Annotated in this window: 14 protein-coding genes; 5 read left to right on the top strand and 9 right to left on the bottom strand. The window is 66.5% G+C overall.

Annotated elements, in window-relative coordinates:
- Nucleotides 1-34: 34 nt before the first annotated feature.
- Entirely contained in the window at nt 35-1,150 is a 1,116-nt protein-coding gene (locus K940_RS0103790) for a DoxX family protein (RefSeq protein ID WP_028476432.1), read from the bottom strand.
- A 118-nt stretch (nt 1,151-1,268) separates the two neighbouring features.
- On the opposite strand from K940_RS0103790, the gene K940_RS26860 reads away from it, so the two are divergent.
- Nucleotides 1,269-2,372 carry a PQQ-dependent sugar dehydrogenase gene (locus K940_RS26860; RefSeq protein ID WP_051406876.1) on the top strand — a complete coding sequence of 368 codons (1,104 nt, stop codon included), beginning with the start codon at nt 1,269-1,271 and terminating at the stop codon, nt 2,370-2,372.
- An 86-nt stretch (nt 2,373-2,458) separates the two neighbouring features.
- On the opposite strand, the gene gatB is transcribed toward K940_RS26860, so the two are convergent.
- The 7 genes from gatB to K940_RS0103750 all read right to left on the bottom strand — a co-directional run bounded on the left by gatB (nt 2,459) and on the right by K940_RS0103750 (nt 11,687).
- Nucleotides 2,459-3,970, bottom strand: a complete 1,512-nt coding sequence (gene gatB, locus K940_RS0103780) for an Asp-tRNA(Asn)/Glu-tRNA(Gln) amidotransferase subunit GatB (RefSeq protein ID WP_028476431.1) — start codon at nt 3,968-3,970, stop codon at nt 2,459-2,461.
- 15 nt (nt 3,971-3,985) lie between these two features.
- The gene (locus K940_RS0103775) at nt 3,986-5,416 is read right to left on the bottom strand and encodes a S9 family peptidase (protein WP_081706135.1); all 1,431 of its coding nucleotides are present in this window, start codon (nt 5,414-5,416) and stop codon (nt 3,986-3,988) included.
- A 157-nt stretch (nt 5,417-5,573) separates the two neighbouring features.
- Entirely contained in the window at nt 5,574-6,608 is a 1,035-nt protein-coding gene (locus K940_RS0103770) for an ATP-dependent 6-phosphofructokinase (RefSeq protein WP_028476429.1), read from the bottom strand.
- Nucleotides 6,609-6,689: 81 nt separating this feature from the next.
- Nucleotides 6,690-7,580 (bottom strand): hypothetical protein, encoded by an 891-nt coding sequence (locus tag K940_RS0103765; RefSeq protein WP_028476428.1) that lies wholly within the window; start codon nt 7,578-7,580, stop codon nt 6,690-6,692.
- 162 nt (nt 7,581-7,742) lie between these two features.
- Nucleotides 7,743-9,584 (bottom strand): serine/threonine-protein kinase, encoded by a 1,842-nt coding sequence (locus tag K940_RS0103760; RefSeq protein WP_028476427.1) that lies wholly within the window; start codon nt 9,582-9,584, stop codon nt 7,743-7,745.
- A gap of 70 nt (nt 9,585-9,654) precedes the next feature.
- Nucleotides 9,655-10,308, bottom strand: coding sequence for a response regulator transcription factor (locus tag K940_RS0103755; RefSeq protein WP_028476426.1), 654 nt, complete (start codon nt 10,306-10,308; stop codon nt 9,655-9,657).
- A 47-nt stretch (nt 10,309-10,355) separates the two neighbouring features.
- Nucleotides 10,356-11,687 carry a sensor histidine kinase gene (locus K940_RS0103750; protein WP_028476425.1) on the bottom strand — a complete coding sequence of 444 codons (1,332 nt, stop codon included), beginning with the start codon at nt 11,685-11,687 and terminating at the stop codon, nt 10,356-10,358.
- 383 nt (nt 11,688-12,070) lie between these two features.
- On the opposite strand from K940_RS0103750, the gene K940_RS0103745 reads away from it, so the two are divergent.
- The 4 genes from K940_RS0103745 to K940_RS0103725 all read left to right on the top strand — a co-directional run bounded on the left by K940_RS0103745 (nt 12,071) and on the right by K940_RS0103725 (nt 19,277).
- Complete coding sequence (locus tag K940_RS0103745) at nt 12,071-12,781, top strand: ABC transporter ATP-binding protein (RefSeq protein WP_196812093.1); 711 nt, start codon at nt 12,071-12,073, stop codon at nt 12,779-12,781.
- On the top strand, nt 12,778-15,270 hold the full coding sequence (locus tag K940_RS0103740; protein WP_028476423.1) for an FtsX-like permease family protein: 2,493 nt from the start codon (nt 12,778-12,780) through the stop codon (nt 15,268-15,270). The genes K940_RS0103745 and K940_RS0103740 overlap by 4 nt, the downstream gene beginning before the upstream one ends.
- A 193-nt stretch (nt 15,271-15,463) precedes the next feature.
- Nucleotides 15,464-16,402: a hypothetical protein gene (locus tag K940_RS26855; protein ID WP_231390233.1), complete on the top strand. Its 939-nt coding sequence runs from the start codon at nt 15,464-15,466 to the stop codon at nt 16,400-16,402.
- Between the two features lie 382 nt (nt 16,403-16,784).
- Entirely contained in the window at nt 16,785-19,277 is a 2,493-nt protein-coding gene (locus K940_RS0103725) for an FtsX-like permease family protein (RefSeq protein WP_028476421.1), read from the top strand.
- Nucleotides 19,278-19,314: 37 nt separating this feature from the next.
- Here the strand turns inward: K940_RS0103725 and K940_RS0103720 are convergent, their stop codons facing one another.
- Nucleotides 19,315-19,980 (bottom strand): response regulator transcription factor, encoded by a 666-nt coding sequence (locus tag K940_RS0103720; RefSeq protein ID WP_028476420.1) that lies wholly within the window; start codon nt 19,978-19,980, stop codon nt 19,315-19,317.
- Nucleotides 19,981-19,986 lie beyond the last annotated feature (6 nt).

Here is a 19,986-nt window from a genome sequence, read left to right as displayed (position 1 = left end):
GCGTACCCTGGGCCGGGCCGGTATCGAGCACGACTCAGTCGAACACGATTCCGACGAACGGGTTGCCGCCGTGCAGATACCAGTAGGTACCTGCCGCGGCAGCGACCGCAAGTATCGCAACCACGAGCGATCCTGCGAAGGGTCGAGTGGCCCAGCCGCGGTTGCGGTCGAAGGACCAGCGGCCCGGACCGGTCAGAACGACGGCGAGGGTGGCGCCTGCCAGGACAGTCTCCACTTCGACTGCTCCTGGGTCGAGGTGATACTGGAATCCGGGGACCAAACCCTGTTTCCACGCCCACGCATTCAGAACGACAGCCAGTATCGCTCCTGCGGCCAGCGGGGTGGCGAGGCCCAGAATCAGCAGCGCGCCGCCGCCGACTTCACCGGCTGTGACCAGGATCGTGGACAGCGTAGGGTGGCTCCAGCCCCCACCTTCGAGCATCGTTCGGGTGCCGTCCAGGCCGGAACCGTGAAACCAGCCGGTGAGCTTCTGCAATCCGTGGTAGAGAAACGACCCGCCGACCACCAAACGCATGATGAACAGGCCGAGATCCAGCGTGCCACGCCGAATCTCCCGGTCGGGGTGCGGAATCCGAGTGCTACCCCGTAGGGGAGTCGGAGCGGGTGGAATGCTGGCGTATTCGTATGTGGGCGCTGCATCTTGGAGTGTGGGCGCTGCATCTTGGAGTGTGGGCGCTGTGTCTTCGGCAATGGGCGCTGTGGCTTGAAGTCCGGGCGCCGCGTCTTGGAGTGTGAGCGCTGCATGGTCGAATGCGTGTGCTGGTTCATCGGGAGGCGCCGGTTCATAGGTGGGTACTGCTTCGGTGAGCGCAGTATCGCCCGAGGCCGTGTCCGCCGACCGGGTGTCGGTAACCCCGGTCGCAGCGGATTCGGCTGGGCCCTGGTCTTTTCCGGCCTCGATGAACGCCGGAACCTCGGGGTCGAGCCCGAGTTCCTCCTCGGTGCGCGGGACATCCGTGGTCAATCTGGGCCGCTTGGCCGGCCTCGTGCGGTCGAGCAGATCGGTCGGCGACTCGCGCCCACCGCTGCCTCCTCGACCCGTGGACGACACTCTCGACTGCTCAGCCGTGGACAACGCAGAATCGTCGGCGTGCAAAAGTCCAGGTCCGTCATTCGGCTTGTCGGTCACGGCCACCACCCTATGCCGCACCTGTGTGCACCGAGCGCAGCGGCGCGGCGTGTCAGTGTCGGCAGACTACGCACCCGGCGAGCGCACTCACGCCGAGATGTCCCGTAACGTCTCCAGCATGAGTGTGGTTGTCGTGGGTCGCGTGGCGGCGAGCGTGGTGCTCTGCGCCACCTTGCTGGCTGGCTGCGCCCGATTCGACGAGTCGACGTCCAGCCCATACACGCCGGAGCCGACCGTGCACGGCGCCGAGATCGAACCGAGTGAACCGAACCAACCATTCGAGTCGCCGTCCCGGCCGACCGGGCCGTGCGCCGATCCCGACCCGGCGGTTGCGGCCACCTGCCTGGAAACCACCGGCGGCTTGGTCGCTGCCGGCGGCAACGTCCTGGTCGCCGAACGCCGGACCGGACGTATTCTTACGATCGTCCAAGGGCAGCAGGTGATGGTGGTCGCCGAACTCGACGTGGACGGCTCGGCCGATGGTGGGCTCAGTGACATCGCTGTATCCCCGACCTATCGCGAAGACGGTCTGCTGTACGCCTACATCACCACGGCCACCGACAACCGGGTGGTACGTCTCGCCGACGACGGCCCGCCGAAGGCCATCCTGACCGGAATCCCGAAAGGACCCAGCGGAAACCGCGGGGCGATCGACTTCGTCTCTCCCGATACGATGCTCGTCTTGACCGGCGATGCGGGCAACCCGGACGCGGCGGCATCCACCGAATCCTTGGCAGGCAAACTCTTGCGAGTCGACTCACCCGTGCCCGGCCGCGCCGCGCCGCCGGAAGTCGCCGTATCGGGAATCGGCACAGCCGGGGACGTGTGCGTGGGCGGCAAGGACCGCATCTGGATCACCGACCGCAGCGGCGCCCAGGACCGGTTGCGGCGCGTCGCCGGCGACGGGACGATCGACACCGCATGGACCTGGCCCGACCGGCCCGGGGTCGCCGGCTGCGCGGCGACCACCAACGGGGTGGCGATCTCGCTGACTCACGCGAAAGCCCTTGCTTTCGTAGTCGCGGATCAGAAGACTCATGCGGTGACCACAGCGCCGACGCTGCGAGCGCAGGACGAGTACGGACAGCTCGGGGGCGCCACCGCCGACGCCGAGGGCGGGATCTGGGTGGCCACGGTGAACAAGACCGATGGCTCGCCCGGCCCGTTCGACGACCGGGTCGTGTACTTCCAGAACTCGCCCGACGCCGCCGAAGAGAGCTGACAGATCAGGCGCGGTGGCCACAGACGGCTACCGCGCCAGTGATCCCGCGATGATCCACCCGATTCCCGGTGGGATTGCGATCGGTGTCAATCGCACGCAGCGAGCACCAGTTCGCGTACCCGCGCCGCATCTGCTCGGCCGCGGGTGGCCTTCATCACGTCACCGACGATCTTGCCGGCCGCCTGGACCTTGCCGGCGCGGATCTTGTCGGCAATGTCGGGGTTGGCGGCAAGCGCCTTGTCGACCTCGGCCCGCAACGCGCTGTCGTCGGTGACCATACCGAGACCCTGAGCTTCCACGATCCCCACCGGGTCGCCTTCGCCGGCCACCACGAGATCGACGACCTGCTTGGCAATCTTGTTGTTGATCGTCTTCGCCTCGACGAGCGCAATCACCTCCGCGACCTGCCGCGGGGTAATCGACAGCTCCTCCAAGGCGACCTCGCGTTCCTTGGCCTTCTCGGTGAGGTAGGCGACCCACCACGAACGCGCCTCGTTGACCGGGGCGCCCGCGTCGACCGTGGCAATGATCAGGTCCAACGCGCCGGCATTGACCAGATCCCGCATCACCTCGTCGGACAGGTTCCATTCGGCCTGGATACGCGCACGGCGCAGCCACGGATACTCGGGAATGGTGCCGCGCAGTTGCTCGACCCACTGCGCACTGGGGGCGACGGGCTCGAGATCGGGCTCGGGGAAGTAGCGGTAGTCTTCGGCGGTCTCCTTGCGACGTCCGGGCGAAGTGGTGCCGTCGGCCTCGTGGAAATGGCGAGTCTCCTGCACGATTGCGGCGCCACTGGCCAGCGCCGCTGCTTGCCTGCGCATCTCGTACCGGACCGCCACCTCGACGCTGCGCAGCGAGTTGACGTTCTTGGTTTCGGTCCGGGTCCCGAATTCGGTTGCTCCGCTGGGCATCAGCGAGACGTTCGCATCGCAGCGCAACGAGCCCTGCTCCATCTTCACATCGGAGACCCCGAGAGCCTTCAGCAGATCCCGCAGTGCCGTCACATACGCTCGGGCCACCTCCGGCGCCCGTTCACCCGCACCGGTGATCGGCTTGGTGACGATCTCGATCAGCGGTACACCGGCACGGTTGTAGTCGAGCAGGGAATGGCTCGCGCCGTGGATCCGCCCGGTCGCACCACCGACGTGCACCGACTTCCCGGTGTCCTCCTCCATGTGCGCGCGCTCGATCTCCACGCGAAATGTGCTGCCGTCATCGAGCACCACATCCAGGTGCCCATCGGTAGCGATGGGTTCGTCGTACTGACTGATCTGGTAGTTCTTCGGCTGGTCGGGATAGAAGTAGTTCTTGCGCGCGAATCGCCCCCAGGGGGTGATCGCACAGTTCAGCGCCAATCCGATCCGGATCGCCGACTCCACCGCCGTGTGGTTCACCACGGGAAGCGCGCCGGGCAGACCGAGGCACACCGGACACACCTGGGTGTTCGGCTCGGCACCGAAACCGGTCGGGCAACCGCAGAACATCTTCGTCGCGGTGGAGAGCTCGACATGCACCTCCATACCGAGCACCGGCTCGAACCGGGCGATGACATCCGAGTAATCCATCAGGTCGACCGTGGGTGCGCTCATGGCCATCAGTCTAAGTAAGCGTTATGTCGTCGGAAACCGAGGCCGTAACCAGTCGAGGACATAGTCCAGTACCTCTGGCGCGATGGTCGTTTCGATGGAGGCGTACTCGCTGGGGCGACCGGTGTCGGAAGGCTGCATCAGGTGGTTGATACCTGCAAAGACATGGACGGTTGCGTCCGGGCCGGCAGCGAGATGCTCACGCATCGGCTGCGCACTCTGCGCAGGCGGCACCTGGACGTCGGTGCCACCGAAGAGGGCCAGCACCGGAATGCGCAGCCCGGTGAGCGCGGGGGCGGGGTCGTAGGCAGCCAGAGCCGCGAAATACGGCGTGATCGCCGCGTCCACCTGGTCGTCCGGTACCCGCTCTTCGGGCGGGGTGGACTCGTTGTGCTGGCGGGCCAGCGCCTTGGCACCCGCCAGGTCACCGACTTGCAATGCGGCCACCAACTCGCTCGTTTGACGCGCCGCGGTATCCACTTGGTCGGGGGATGCGCCTTCCGAGGTGGTGATCGTGCGGGCCTGCTCGACCAGCACGTCTGCACCGGGAACACCTGGGCCGGCCATCAGGATGGCGAACGCTACTCCACTATCGGGTCGCGCGGCGACGAGGGGCGCAAGGAAGCCGCCCTCGCTGTGGCCGAACAGCCCGATCCGGGCCGGGTCGATGCTCGGGCGAGCACGCAGGAAACCGACACCCGCGGCGATATCCGCCGCGAGGTCGGAATACGTGGCAGTGTCCAGCACCCCGGTGGTACCACCGACACCCCGATCGTCGGTGCGCAACACTGCATATCCCGCACGGGTCAAGGTGTCGGCCAGTAGCAGAAACGGCTTGTGACCAACGATTTCCTCGTTGCGATCCTGCCGGCCGCTTCCGGTGATCATCACGATGGCCGGGAACGGGCCTTCCCCCGGTGGCTCGGTCAGCGTGCCCGCGATCGTGATGTCACCGTTGCGGTAGGCGACCTCCTCGGCCGTGTACGGGAACGGGGGCTTCGGCTCCTGTGGGCGGGCTGAGCCATCGACCTTGCCCCGGCGCAGGACCAGTGGGAATGTCTGGCCCGCCTGGGTGAAATCCCCGGTGATCCGGCCGGATCCGCGGTCGTAGCTGCCACGAAATGTCGGATCGCCCGGCAGGCCGGGGACAACGAACGATATGCCGTCGTGATCGGTATTCACCTCACCCAGACCTACATCTGCTATTCCCTGCTGAGGAATGAACAGGGTGGCCGTCCCATCAGCGGCGAAGTTCACCCCGATCTCGACAGGCGCGCCGGGCGCTTCGATCGTGCCGTGCCAGTCGCCGGTGACCGATTCGGTTCGGTCCGGCTGCGCGCATCCGGCCGCCAGCACCCCGACCAAGAGCACAGCCAGCGTGAAGTGCCGCAAGCCACGCCGACGCAGCGCCGCACCGGCTTTGCGATCCGAACCGGAACTACTCGCCGCGCACATATTGCACCCCGACCGCGCCCACCAACAGCTTCTTCCAGTCGAAGGCGATCATGCCCACCAGGCTAGCCGATCATGCCCGCCGGGCCTGAGGATCCGATCTCAGCGGCGCAATGGCCCAATCGCTGTCGATCGCTTGCACCAGACGAGTTCGGCAGCTTCAGCCGAAGAACGCCTGCGCTTCCCCATAGCGTTCGGCGGGCACCCGCTTGAGCTGTTTGGTGGCCTCCGACAGCGGCACGAGGTCGATCGCGGTGCCGTGCAGCGCCACCATATGGCCGAAATTGCCTGCGTGCACCGCCTCGGCGGCATGCAGGCCGAACCGGGTGGCGAGCACCCGGTCGTACGGAGTGGGACTGCCGCCGCGCTGTACATGGCCGAGCACCGTGGTGCGGACCTCTTTGCCGATCCGCCGTTCGATCTCGACGCCGAGTTGTTGGGCGACCCCGGTGAATCGCTCGTGGCCGAACTCGTCGATACCACCTTCGCGCAAGGCGAATCCGGATTCCGGCGCGGGGTGCGAACCTTCGGCGACAACGCAGATGAAATGTTTGTCACCGCGCTGAAACCGCCGTTTGATCATGGTGCACACCTCGCCCACGTCGAACGGGACTTCGGGCACCAGGGTCAGATGCGCACCCGCCGCCATACCGGCGTTGATCGCGATCCAGCCCGCGTGGCGACCCATCACCTCGACCAGCATGACTCGTTGGTGCGACTCGGCAGTGGTGTGCAGCCGGTCGATCGCCTCGCTGGCAATGCTCAGCGCGGTGTCGTGCCCGAACGTCACGTCGGTGCAATCGATGTCGTTGTCGATCGTCTTCGGGACGCCGACCACCGGGACTCCCTCGTCGGACAACCAACTCGCGGCGGTGAGGGTGCCCTCGCCGCCGATCGGGATCAGTGCCTCGATTCCATTGTCGTCCAGGGTCTGCCGTATCCGGCCCAGACCGTCGCGCAGCACGCTGGGGTTGGTGCGCGCGGTCCCGAGGATGGTGCCGCCCTTGGTGAGTAGCCGGTCGGTGCGATCATCGTTGTGGATCCGGATCTTTCGGTCTTCCAACAGACCGCGCCAACCGTCCTCGAAGCCGACGATCGCGTCGCCATAGCGGCCGTTCGCCGTTCGAACGATCGCGCGGATGACCGCGTTCAGACCGGGGCAGTCACCGCCGCCCGTCAAGACTCCGATGCGCATGGCCGCTATCTTGCCTGCCGCGTGCGTTCTCGGCAGCCCCGCCCCCGGTGAATACTGGGTAACACGCACGAAAGCATGCGCTCACGCGCCGGTACAGCGTCCTCCCGACAGCTCGTCCAAATGTTCGGAGACGACCTCGGTCAGGTCGTCGAGCATGTTCATGCCGTCGTCGAAGGTCCCCGAGTCGGGCTTCGCCGCGACCGAGATCGCGATCTGCCCCGAGGGTACGGTGATGATTCCGAACTGCCGTACCAAGTAGTCGCCGTCGGTATCCGGGCCCCAACCGCCTTTGAATTCCACAGAACCGAATCCGGCCAGGCCCCAGCGCTGCCGCGGGACGACCTGCCCCATCGATGTGGTGACCCCCTCCGACTGGGGCAGGCAGGGCAGCCGCGAGGCGAACCGCACCTGATCGACCAACGACCAATCCGCCTGACCGTAGGCCGAATACCCGGAACGAGAACCGGTGGCCGGAACCGTGGTACTGCTGTCACCCCCTTCCCGCAGCACCGCCTCGACGGCTTGCGCCGCCTTTCGCGAGCCGCCGAGCGACTGCCAGAGAGTGTCGGCGGCCGCGTTGTCGGAGGCGGTGATCGCCGCCGACATGGCGTAGCTGGACGAGCCGGAACTCTGCCGGGCTGCCGCAATGGCCAGTGGAACCTTCATCGTCGACCAGGCGGGTCCTCGGGTCCACTCGCCGAAGGTCACCGGCTGCTCGCCGCCAACCGGCATGATCGCCATACCGAGCTGCCCGTCGACGTCGGCCGCCAACTCGGTGTAGCTCGCGGCAAGCGTGCCGGGTACGACGACGGACAAGCCCTCTTGATCGGCACGCGCCGCGGCCTCGGCGATGCGCGACGGCACTTCGGCCGAGTCTTCGACCTCGCCGGCCCCGCACCCGGCAGCCAGAACTGCGACGGTCGCCGCGCAACCCAGGACGTTTCGAGCTCTGCTGAAGCGACCAGTAGACATATTTCGACATATCCTCATTGCGAACTGCGCCCGGCCCAGGTATCGGTGGGGCGTCCCGCCACCGTACTGGGCGCACGACGACTCGCCCACTTCTGCCGACCTCAGCCCCTCCGACCCGTGGCGACATCCACCGCGAACAGCAGATCGGCAGAAGATGTCGAGTCAGTAGATGTAGACCACCGCGTTGCTACCGCCGGTACAGGTGACCAGCGAGTCGACGACCTGGCAGGCCATCGTGTAGGCCTGTCCCGTGACCGGGCTGGTCGCGACCACCGTGCGGGAGCTGCTGCGCAGCCCGTCCTGGACCTGGGCGCCCTCGGCGAATGCTCGACGCACCTCTTCGGCGAACTCGCATGTGGTGACACCACTGCCCGCCGCAGCTCGACCGAAGGTCGCGGAACTCCCCCCAGACCCACCGCACGGTCTGGCGTCCACGGGCAACGCAACCGCGGTCGGCTCGGCGGTAGCAGACGAGCGGGGCGACGGCGGCGGAGTGCTCGGCAGCCCGGCACGAGAGGGCGCCGCGGGGGCCACGGGGGCACTGTTCGGTTCGGCCGAGGTCGTGTCCACCCCGCCGGAGCCGAGAACCTGCCAGGCGATGGCCCCGCCCACCGCTACCGCGACGATAGCGAGCACAGCGACCATGATCGGCACCGCAATCGAATGTCCAGGGCGATCCGGCGAACGCGCGACCGGGTTGTCGTAGGTGTAGCGGTCGTCTAAATGCCCCGACTGCGCGGTTGCCCAGGAATTCTCCAGTGGCGAAGGCGCGGCACCGATGTGCGCAGGGTAGGAGTGCACTGCGGATTCGGCAGGGTCCGGCGGTGGCGGTGGTGGCGAAGTCGGCGCCGAATATGCTTGTATCCCACTGTATTCCGGCGGCGTGGGGTGCTGGCGAGAATCCGGATACAGGTGTGCGTCCGGGAACGGCCGCAGCGGCGGTGGTCCCCCCTGCCCTGGAGGCGGGGCCAGGGGTTCGTTCGCCGGTGGCAACGGCGTGAACTGGGTTTCTGTGGGTCGAACCGCCGTGGCCGCACTCGGATGGATCACTGCGGGAACCGACAGCTCCCCCGTCGATTCCGGTGGAACGACTGCCCCGGGTGCAGTCCGCTGCGGAGCCGGCGGCGTCCGCTCTGGTGCGCGCACCACGAGGGTCGGCCGCGGAGGCGGCCCGTTGTCGAGCGCAGCGCGGGCGGCCCTGCCCAGTGCAGTCGCGGTGGGAAACCGGTCACTCGGATCCTTGGCCATTCCTCGTTCGACCACGTCGTCCAGCGCGGGCGGGATGCCGTCGATGTGCGCGCTCGGTCGAGGCGGTGGGTCGGTCAGATGCGATTTGATCAGCACGGGCATACTGGCGACGGGGAACGGTGTAGCGCCGGTGAGGCACTCGTGCAATACGCAGGCCAGTGAGTAGACGTCGGCGCGACCGGTCACCGGCCCGGCATCGAACCGTTCCGGAGCCATGTAGATGTAGGAGCCGATGGCCATACCGACGAGCGTCACCGCGCTGTCGCCCTCGGTGTGCGCGATTCCGAAATCGGCCAGGTATGCAAAGTCCGCGTCGGTCACCAGAATGTTCGCCGGCTTGACATCCCGGTGCACCAGGTTGGCCGCGTGCGCGGCATCCAGCGCGGCCGCGACCTGTTCGATGATGCCGACGGCGCGTGCGGGAGCGAGCGGACCCTGGCTGCGCAGCACGGCGCGCAGATCCACCCCGCGCACCAGCCGCATATCGATGAACAGCACGCCATCGATCGCGCCCCAGTCGTGGATCGGGATGACGTGGGGTTCGGCCAGGCGTGCGGCGGCCAACGACTCGCGCTGGAAACGCGCCTGGTAGGTCGGGTCTCTGGCGAGATCCTCCGATAGCAACTTGACCGCGACCATCCGGTCTTTCACCGTGTCGTAGGCCTCGTAGACTTCCCCCATTCCGCCCTTGCCCAGCAAGGACCGCAGTTCGTAGGGCCCGAACCGCGTTCCGGTTCTCGGTCCAGCTGGCTGCACCCCGTCATCCTCCACATCCCGGGCGGGCAGCGCACACCGAGATCACGGGGTACGCGACCGAGCCTGCCCGTCACAGCATGGATTCTCCGGGTGCCACCACCCCATGGTCAAACGCGAACACGATGGCTGCGGCACGATCCCGGAGTGCGAGCTTGCTGAATATGTGGCCGACGTGGCTCTTTACCGTCACTTCCGACACAGCGAGCTCACCGGCGATCTCCGTATTCGTCCGACCCCGCCCGATCAGTTCGAGCACTTGGTACTCGCGGGCGGTCAGGTCGGACAATCGGTGATCGGAGGCAGCGCCGCCCGGGCGCACTGTCCGATAGGCCGACAGCACCTGGCTCGTGACCGCCGGGTCCAGCCATGCCCCGCCGCCCGCGACCGTACGCACCGCGCGAATGAGCTCTTCGGCGGGCGAGTCCTTGAGCAGGAACCCCGCGGCGCCGGCACGGAGGGCCCCGGACAAGAGTTGGTCGTCGTCGAAGGTGGTGAGCACCAGGACCGGGGGGCCGCTGCCGCGGGCGCGCAACAAACGGGTCGCATCGATACCTCCCATGCGCTTCATCCGTAGGTCCATCAGCACCACCTGCGGACGATACTGTGCAACCGCGGCGAGGACTTCGTCGCCGTCGGCGCATTCGGTCACGACGAAACCGTCACGTCGGCGCAGAATGCGGCACAGGCCCACGCGCACGAGTTCCTGATCGTCCACCACCAGCACTGTGGTGGGCTGTGCAGCACTCGTCACGGCAGCACTCGTCACGGACGTCACGGTCGTCCACCATTCCCCGCGGTGGCCGCGCTGGGCGGCAGCAGGGTGGTGTATCCACCGCGACCGGGCACCAGCGGAACCGTCGCACAGACCGACCACCCCCGCTCGGACGCACCGACCGATATTCGACCACCGAGCAGTTCGGCGCGCTGGCGCATGTTGGATACGCCCATCCCAGCGCCGGGCCGCGCTGGTGGCCCGGCGGGCAGGGAGTTGTGCACGGTCAGGGTCGCCTGGGGCATTTCCACGATCAGCCGCACTTCCGCAGACGCGCCATGTGCGTGTTTGACGACGTTGGCCAGCGATTCCTGGCTTATGCGGTACAGCGCGAGCCCCACCGCGGGCGATACCGTCGTGAGGTCGCCGGAGAAGTCACAGTGCACGTTCAACCCTGCCCGGGAGAAGTCGCCGACGAGGTCCACGATGTCGTGCACGCCCGGTTCCGGGACCGACTTCGACAGTCGCGAATCGAGCAGGCCTACCGTGCGACGGATATCGGCCATCGCCTGCCTGCCGAGGCGCTCGGCATCGGTCAGCGCCTCCACAGCGCCGTCCACGTCGCGATCGGTTTGCAATGCATGTCGTGCGGCAGTGAGATGCAACAAGGTGATACTCAGCGAGTGCGCGATCACGTCGTGGACCTCGCGGGCGATGCGGCGGCGCTCCTCGTCCGCCGCTTGCGCCGCACGGATCTGGTGATAACCCCGCTCCCGGTGCAGGAGGCGGCGCTGGTACTGCAACATCAGCCCGGCCATCCAGCCGAACATGAGGCCGATCAGATACGTCGGCAGCCCCTCGGGCATGTGGCCGATCAGATCGAAGGCCACCAATTCCACCATCATCACCAGCGTGACCGGAATGCTCACCCGCATCGGCTCGACCGCTGCGACCTGTCCGGCGGCCGCCACCAGGACGAACGGCGCGATATCGCCGGCGACCGGTTGCATGAGGAACAATGCCTCGCCGGCTATGGCCAGCGCCCCGAGCAGCAGCGGACGGGGCAGCAGCGGACGGGGCAGTCGGTGCAGGAACACGGCCAATGGACTGGAGGCGTACGTCAGCAGCAGCGCAATGATCGGCAGCGCGGTCGGAAAGTAGCTGTGTCGCTGCACCACAGCCGCGAACCCGACGACCACGACGGCCAGATCGATAGTGATGATCACCGCCGGCGGGTAATCGAACGGCAACGCCGCGACATTCCGCCGCACCGCCGCCGCCGGATGCCGAACCCAGGTGCGCAGCCGCCGCCCGACGCGCACCAATGCGACCCGGACACGATTTGCCTGTCGAGTGCCGGGCGCTGGATCGGAGACGCCGATCACGCCCATGCTGCCAGGCTAGTCTCGCCTGCCACGACGGCGCATCGTCCCGACTCCCGAAAGCACCTCATACCCTGGTAGGAGATAAATTCTGGTCCCCGGAACGAGGGCGGGCAATGCCGGTGTCCGTAGCATGTGAAGTAGTTCACCGCGGAAAGCGGCGATCGCTTCGAGGTGCTCCGCCCACGGATTGCCGCATTGTCGCTGGACTGCACTATCGACACCGACTCGACCACGTTTGCATCAGGCGAGAACTACCGAAGCAGGTCGCGAAACGGCCGGCATTGCGCCCTACATCGGCAGGCAGCATGGTCGCCGACGACGAGCCGGAGGTCGTGGGGCGGTAGCGCGCCGCGGCCGGGTCGATCGACCACACGAAACGAGGGACGGCGATGTCTGAGTCGGTGATATTGGAATTGTCCGGTGTGACCAAGACCTACCGGGTCGGCGGTCAACCCGTCCGCGCGCTCGACGGGGTCGACTTGCGCATCATGGACGGAGAATTCACCTCGATCGTGGGTCCTTCCGGCTCCGGCAAGAGCACGATGTTGCACATGCTCGGGGCGCTGGACGGTCCCGACTCGGGCTCGATCCGATTCCGCGGCATCGAAATCGGCGCCCTGAGTGAAGAACAGCAGGCGGACTTTCGGCGCCACCGGGTCGGTTTCGTCTTCCAATTCTTCAACTTGCTGCCCACACTCACCGCATGGGAGAACGTGGCGGTCCCCAAGTTGCTGGACGGTACTGGTCTGCGCAAGGCGAAGCCGCGGGCGATGGAACTGCTGGACCTGGTCGGTCTCGTCGACCGGGCCGACCACCGACCGGCGGAGTTGTCCGGCGGACAGATGCAGCGCGTCGCGGTGGCACGCGCCCTGATCATGGATCCACCGCTGGTTCTGGCCGACGAGCCGACCGGAAACCTGGATTCCAAGACCGGCGCCGGGATTCTGGACTTGTTCGCCGGTATCGCCAGATCCGGTAGCTCGGTAGTGATGGTGACCCACGACCTGGTCGGCACCGCCTCCCACTGCGATCGAGTGGTCACCCTGCTCGACGGCCGGATCACCGCCAGCGACCCTGTCGAGGGAGCGGTCAACGTATGACCGGCTCACTATGGGATCGCCTGCGGCTGTTCAACCTCGGTGAGTTACTCGTCCATCGCGCCCGCACTCTGCTGTCACTGCTGGTCATCGCGGTGTCGGCCGGACTGTTGGTTGCGGTTTTGAGTATCTCTGGCTCGGTCTCCGGCTCGGTGAACCAGCTCTCACGCGGCCTCGGCGGCAATGCGCAACTGGAAGTCACCGGCTTCACCGACGCCGGGTTCGACCAGCGGGAGCTCCCGCGAATTGCGGCGACCGAGGGCGTCGCGGCGGCGGTGCCGATGCTGCGGGCCGAAATGGGTAACACCGCCGACCGCGTCCTGCTGGTCGGGGCCGGCGCGAACATCGGCGCGCTCGGCAGCGAACTGACGGCTCCGATGACCTCTGCTATAGGAAAGCTGTTGTCGGTGCCCAATGGCGTGCTGGTCGGCGACGCGCTGGGCCACGCCGAGGGCGATACGGTCACCGTCGGCAAGGCGACGGTGACCGTCGCCGAGGTCCTCGACGCCAAAACCTCGCGGAAACTCAACGGCGGCCACCTCATCGCAGCCCCACTCGGGCTCGCACAGCGCATCGCCGACCGACCCGGCCGGCTGGACTCGGTGGAGATCATTCCCGCCGACGGTGTCGATATCGACCAACTACGCACCGCACTAACCGCAGCAGTGGGTGACCGCGCGGTGGTCGCCGACCCGAGTTTGCGCAGCGCGCAAGCCAATGGCCCGGTGCAATCGGTGTTGGCCTTCACCATAATGTCCGCCGTCACTGCGCTGATGGTTTCGGCCTTTCTCATCTACAACGTGATGAGCATGACCATCACGCAGCGCCGACCGATGCTCTCGGTGCTGCGCGCGCTCGGCGGCAAACGACGGCCGATGGTGCGTGACCTGCTCATCGAGGCCGCGATGCTGGGGCTGGCCGGCGGAGCGCTCGGCTGCGCGCTGGGCGTAGCCATGGGCAGGGTCGCGATCGACTTCGTACCGACGTCGATCGTTGCGATGATCGAGGCACGCATCGAATACATGGTGCCGGTCTATGTGATTCCGCTCGTCATCGCCATCTGCGTGGCGGTCTCGGTGTTCGCGGCGAGCCTCGCCGTGCGCCAGATCTACCAAGTTCACCCCATCGAGGCGCTGAGCCCGATCGACGCTGTACACGCCGCTACCTCACCCCCGCTGCTGCGCTGGTTCGCCGGGGCGCTGGGCATCGGACTACTGGTCCTTTCCGTGCCGATTGCGCGCAGCGACCTCGGCTCCGTTTCACTGAGCGCCCTGTCGATGGTGTTCCTCGGCTCGATTGCCGTGTGCTTCGCTTTCACCGGGCCGATCACCCGGGCCGCGAGCAGCATCACACGCTGGTTTCGGGCGCCCGGCGCGCTCGGCGCGACCACCCTGGAACGTGCGCCTCGGCGCGCATGGGCTACCGCCATGACCGTGATGATCGTGGTCACAGCGATCACTGGAACACACGGCATCAGAGGCGACTTGATCGAGGCGGGCGAGGAGACCTTCGGCCATCTCGACAACTTCGACGCCTATGTCAGCGCAAATCCGATGACGCAGTTCCCGACCGGGCCACTGCTACCAGCCGATCTGAAGCAGACGCTGGCAACCGTGCCGGGCGTCGCCGACGTCGTGCCGGCGCAAATGGCCTTCAGCACCCTCGGTAGCGGTCGGATTCTGCTAGAGGGCTATCTTCCTGAAAACCGCATCGCGACGATGTCGATGGTGAGCGACGATGCCGCCGCCCAGATGTTCGCCGGCAAAGGGGTGGTGATTTCCCGAGGGGTGGCCAACTCCCTGGGTGTGGGCGCGGGAGCGGACCTGACCCTGCCGACAGCGACCGGCCCCCACACCGTGCGCGTGCTGGAGGTGATTCCCTACCTCACGGCCATCGCGGATGTGGTGATGATGGACCTGAACCTGATGCGAACTTGGCTCGAGCGGCCGGGCGAAACGGTCGTGGGCATCACGTTCGCCTCCGACGCCGATCCCACTGCCGTGCGCGCGGCAATACGTGAGGCGATACCACCCTCCATGAACATCGATTCCGGAGATGAAGCGGTGGCCAACAGCTTTGCGGCCGTCGAGCAAGCATGGCAACTGAGCCAGAGCATTCTGTGGATCGTCGTGCTGGTCGGCGCGATCGCATTGCTGAATATGCTGATGCTCTCGGTACTGGAGCGCCGAAGAGAACTGGGGGTATTGCGTGCGATGGGGACCGGGCGCAGGTTCTTGACCCGCTCGGTGCTCGCCGAGGCCGCGGGTATCGGATTGGTAGGCGCCATTTTGGGCTTGGCCTTCGGCGCTGTGCTGCAATTCGTGGGCGAGACCCCCGTAGCAGCGGCATTGACCGTCGATGCCACCTATCGGCTGAGTCCGATGCTGCTGGCGTACGGACTGCTGGCCCTGACGCTGGTATTGCTGGGGTCGCTTCCGCCCGCGATTCGAGTCGCCCGAATGCCGGTCGTGGAGGCACTCGCGGTCGACTGACCACCCGTTCGCCCTTTGTGGCCATCGGGTTTCGAATTCCCGACACAATCGGCGAGACTGTGTGCGAGGCGTCGCGCGCGTGACGGCGACGAGGTCTCCCGCCCGGCCGCCAACCGGGTGGGCACGATGAGCATATTTCGCACCGCCGACGAACAGCGCACACGCGACCGATGGGGGTGGTGGAGAGGACGCGGTGGTGACGTCGATGGGTGTCGGTTCGGTGCTGCGGGGAGCCGCAACAGTGGTGCTGCTCATGCTGACATTCTGTGCCCTGTTTCCCAGCGATCGCTTGATCGTGGCCGAATCACCTGCCGCGGTCACCGCCACCGCGCCACCCAACCGACTCGATCACACGGTGTCCCTACCCGACTCACTGGCTGCGGAGTTCACACACCTGCAGTCTCGGCTCGCCGGACAGGTCGGCATGGCGATCATGCCGGTCGGTGGTGGCCGAATGACCATTTTCGGCGACTGGACCAGCGGGATCGCCTGGTCGACCATCAAAGTCCCCCTTGCGATTGCGGCGCTGCGGCACGACGCACGCCACGCCATCGCCCGCCAAGCCGAAGCCGCGATCACCGTGTCGGACAATGCCGCTGCTGTAGCTTTGTGGCGGTCGCTCGGTGACCGACGCACTGCTGCCGCCGCGGTGCAGAACATCTTGGACGAAGCCGGCTACGAGATCGGCCACGCGCAAGTGCGCGCCACGCTCGACCACACCGCGTTCGGCGTCACCGAATGGACATTGGCCGGTCAAACCCGATTCGCGGCGCAGCTGCCCTGCTTGCCCGCAACCGAACAGGTCACCGATCTGATGCAGGACATCGCACCCGATCAGGCGTGGGGGCTCGGCGTGTTGGAAGGGACGGCGTTCAAGGGCGGTTGGGGACCCGACGATACGACCGGTAGCTACACCGCCCGACAGTTCGGCGTGATACCGGTCCGCTCCGGCGCGATTGCAGTTGCTCTCGGCGCGCAAGCAGATTCGGGCACATTCGACGACGCCACCGCACTGTTGAGCCAGTTGGCGCACCTGCTCGGCCGACACATCGACCAGCTGCGCGGCGGGTCGTGCCCGCCGATCCCGAGCGATGATCGCGTTCGGCTCGGCATGACCACGCCGGTCTCGTAGGCCAAGGGACCCGACTGTCCCGGCCCGCGGGTGCCGGGGCGCCGGATCGGAAGTCTCTCCTACCGTGGTAGGAGACGAAAACTGGTCCCCGGGACGATGGCAGAGGGTGGGTCTTCTCGGTACCATCGGCCCAGTTCACCGTGGAGGTCGGCACCCTGGACACGTCCGCCTCAGGGCGCGACCGACGCTGGAACGCCTTCTCGACAGCAGATAGCAACGCGGTCGGAGTCTGCGGGATGTCGCCCCTCAGCACTGTCACCGCAGCTGCGACAGCCCAACGCCGTAGCGCCACTCGGGTCGATCGGCCCATGAATCGAGGAACGGCGATGCCGAAGCCGGAGATACCGGAACGGATCACCGCGGCCGAACAAGCGGTCGACATATGATCCGCTCTGCATGGGATCGCCTGCGGCTGTTCAATATCGGTGAGCTGCTGGTCCACCGCGGCCGCACCGCCATGGCACTGCTCGTCATAGCTGTCTCCGCCAGTCTGCTGTTTGCAGTACTCAGCGTCGCCGGCTCGGTCTCCGGCTCGGTCGACCAGCTGGCGCGCGGCCTCGGCGGGGACGCGCAATTGGAAGTTACCGGGTTCAGCGACTCGGGCTTCGATCAAGAGTTGCTACCAACGATTGCGGCTACCCCGGGAGTCGCAGTAGCGGTACCCATGGTGCGTACCCAACTCGGTACCGGCGAGGACCGTACGCTGCTGGTCGGCGCCGGCCCCAACGTCGTAGCGCTGGGCAGCGAATTGACCGGGCCGATAACCGCCGCGGCGGGAAAGCTGCTGTCGGTGCCCAATGGCGTGCTGGTCGGCGACCAACTCGGTCGCTCCGAGGGCGACCGGTTCACCGTGGGCACCACGACCGTCACGGTCGCCGGCGTGCTCGACGCCCGAACGTCCCGCAAACTCAACAGCGGGCGCCTCATCGTAGCCCCGCTCGGGCTCGCCCAGAAGATGTCCGATCGCATCGGCCGACTGGACTCGGTCGAGATCCTTCTCGCCGATGACGCCGATGTCGCACCGGTGCGGGCGGCACTGACCACGGCCGTCGGCGACCGGTCCGTGGTCGCCGACTCCAGCTTGCGCAGCGCCCAAGTGGACGGTCCGATACATGCGATTCTGGTCTCCACCACGTTGGCTTCGTTGACTGCGCTGATCGTCGCCGCGTTCCTCATCTACAACGTCATGAACATGGCCCTCACACAGCGCCGACCGATGCTGTCGCTGCTACGGGCGCTGGGTGGCAAGCGCGGACCGCTGGCGCGTGATCTGCTGGTCGAGGCCGCGCTGCTCGGATTGCTCGGCGCAGTGATCGGCACGGTGCTGGGTGTGCTCATGGGCCGAATCGCGATCGACATTCTGCCGCCCTCGATCGTGGCGGAGACCGAGGCGCGAATCGAATACATGGTTCCCTGGTATGTGATCTGGGTCGTCACCGCTGCATGCGTGGTCACTACGGTGACGGCGACCGGAGTCGCTGTGCGCCAGGTGTATCGGGTCCAGCCCGTCGAGGCATTGGCCCCGGTCGGGGTCAGCCCCTTGGACACGACGCACCAGTGGGTGCGCTGGGCGAGTGGCGCGCTGGGCGCGGTCCTGATCGGCGTCTCGCTGCCGATCGCATTCAATGACCTCGGCAACGTGTCGATGGCGACCCTGCCCATACTCTTCATGGGCGCGATTCCCTTGTGCTTCGCCTTCGGTGAGCCGATCACGCGCGCCGCCAGCGGCATCACGCGCTGGTTCGGTGCCCCGGGCGCGCTCGGCGCGACCACGTTGGAGCGTGCGCCGCAGCGCGTATGGGCCACGGTGATGACTGTCATGGTCGTCTTCGGCGCCATCGTCGGGACACATGGCGTCAACAGCGACGGGGTGCAGGCTGCCGACCGTACCTTCATCGAACTGGACGACTTCGACGCCTACGTCAGCCCGACCCGATTGACACAGTTCCCGACCGGCCCGCTACTGCCCGCGACTGTCAAAGACGAGATTGCGGAAGTACCGGGTGTGTCCAGCGTGGTTCCAGCGCAAATGGCATTCGCAACACTCGGCGCCAGCAAGGTACTGCTCGAGGGATACCTTCCCGAACATCGCACGGCGACCATGCACATGGTCAGCGACGATGCCGCCGCCCGATTGTTTGCCGGGGACGGAGTGGTGCTCTCCCGCGGCGTAGCACGGGATCTAGGGGTAACTGTGGGCGCGGAACTGACTCTGCCGACGCCGACCGGCCCACATCCCGTACGCGTGCTGGACGTGGTTCCCTACTTCACCGGACTCGCCGAGGTGGTGATGATCGACCTGGATCTGATGCGCAGCTGGTACGAACGACCTGGTGAAACCTTCGTGAGCATCCACTTCGATCCCCAGGCCGATCCCGAGGCGGTGCAAGCCGCCATCCGGCACGTGGTGCCACCGACGCTGAACGTCGAATCCGGTACCGACGCAGTGAGCGATGTCACCTCGGCGATCCGTCAATCCTGGCAAGTGAGTCAGAACATTCTCTGGATCGTCGTGGTGGCCGCCACGGTCGCGCTGCTGAACACACTGATGCTGTCGGTTCTGGAGCGGCGTCGAGAACTCGGCGTGTTGCGCGCCATGGGTACCGCGCGTAGGTTCCTGATCCGTTCGGTGCTGGCCGAGGCTGCGGGCATGGGGCTCGTGGGGGCGATGCTGGGCTTGGGCTTGGGGCTGCTCATGCAAGTCGTGGTTGACGCAGCCACTGGGCACGCTCTGGCTATGGATGTCGAATTCCACCTGAATCCGCAGCTGCTGGGCTATGGATTGTTGGTGTTGGTGCTGGTGCTGCTCGGGTCGTTCCCGCCCGCCATCCGGGTGGGCCGAATGGCGGTCGTGGAGGCGCTCGCTGTCGACTGATCGACACCGACCTCGCCGACCTCGGTCGGCGAGTCGGTCAGCTGGGAGTGACCACGCCGGTCTCATAGGCCAAAACCACCGCTTGAGCCCGGTCGCGCAGGTTCAGCTTCGAGAAGACCTTGGACACATGAGTCTTCACGGTCTGTTCGGCAACGACCAGCGTCGCGGCGATCTCGGTGTTCGACAAACCCTTGGCGATCAACTCGAGCACCTCGTACTCGCGTGGCGTCAACTGGGCCAACTGTGCGTTCGATGTGGCGCGCACACCACTACGGCGACGCACGACATCTGCGATGAGTCGCCGAGTGACGGTCGGCGCGAGCAGCGCATGCCCCTCGGCGACCACGCGCACCGCACGTACCAGTTCTTCGGCGGGCGCGTCCTTGAGCAGAAACCCGCTGGCGCCGAGACTCAGCGCCTCGTAGACATAGTCGTCGATATCGAAGGTGGTGAGCATCAGTACCCGAATCGGTGGGTCGAACCCCGCCGAAAGGATGGCGCGCGCCGCGTCCAACCCGTTCATCTGCGGCATGCGTACATCCATCAACACGACGTCCGGACGCAGGCGCTTGGCCTCGGCCACCGCGACCTTCCCGTCCTCCGCGTCACCGAGCACACTGATGTCCGGCTGTGCCGCGAGCAGCGCGCCGAACCCCTGTCGAACCATCGCTTGGTCGTCGGCGATCAATACGGTAATGGCCACGTGGCC

This window comes from Nocardia sp. CNY236 (assembly GCF_000482385.1).
Lineage (GTDB): Bacteria > Actinomycetota > Actinomycetes > Mycobacteriales > Mycobacteriaceae > Nocardia.
Note: the sequence above shows the minus strand (reverse complement) of the source record. Positions and strands in the feature narration are given on the sequence as shown.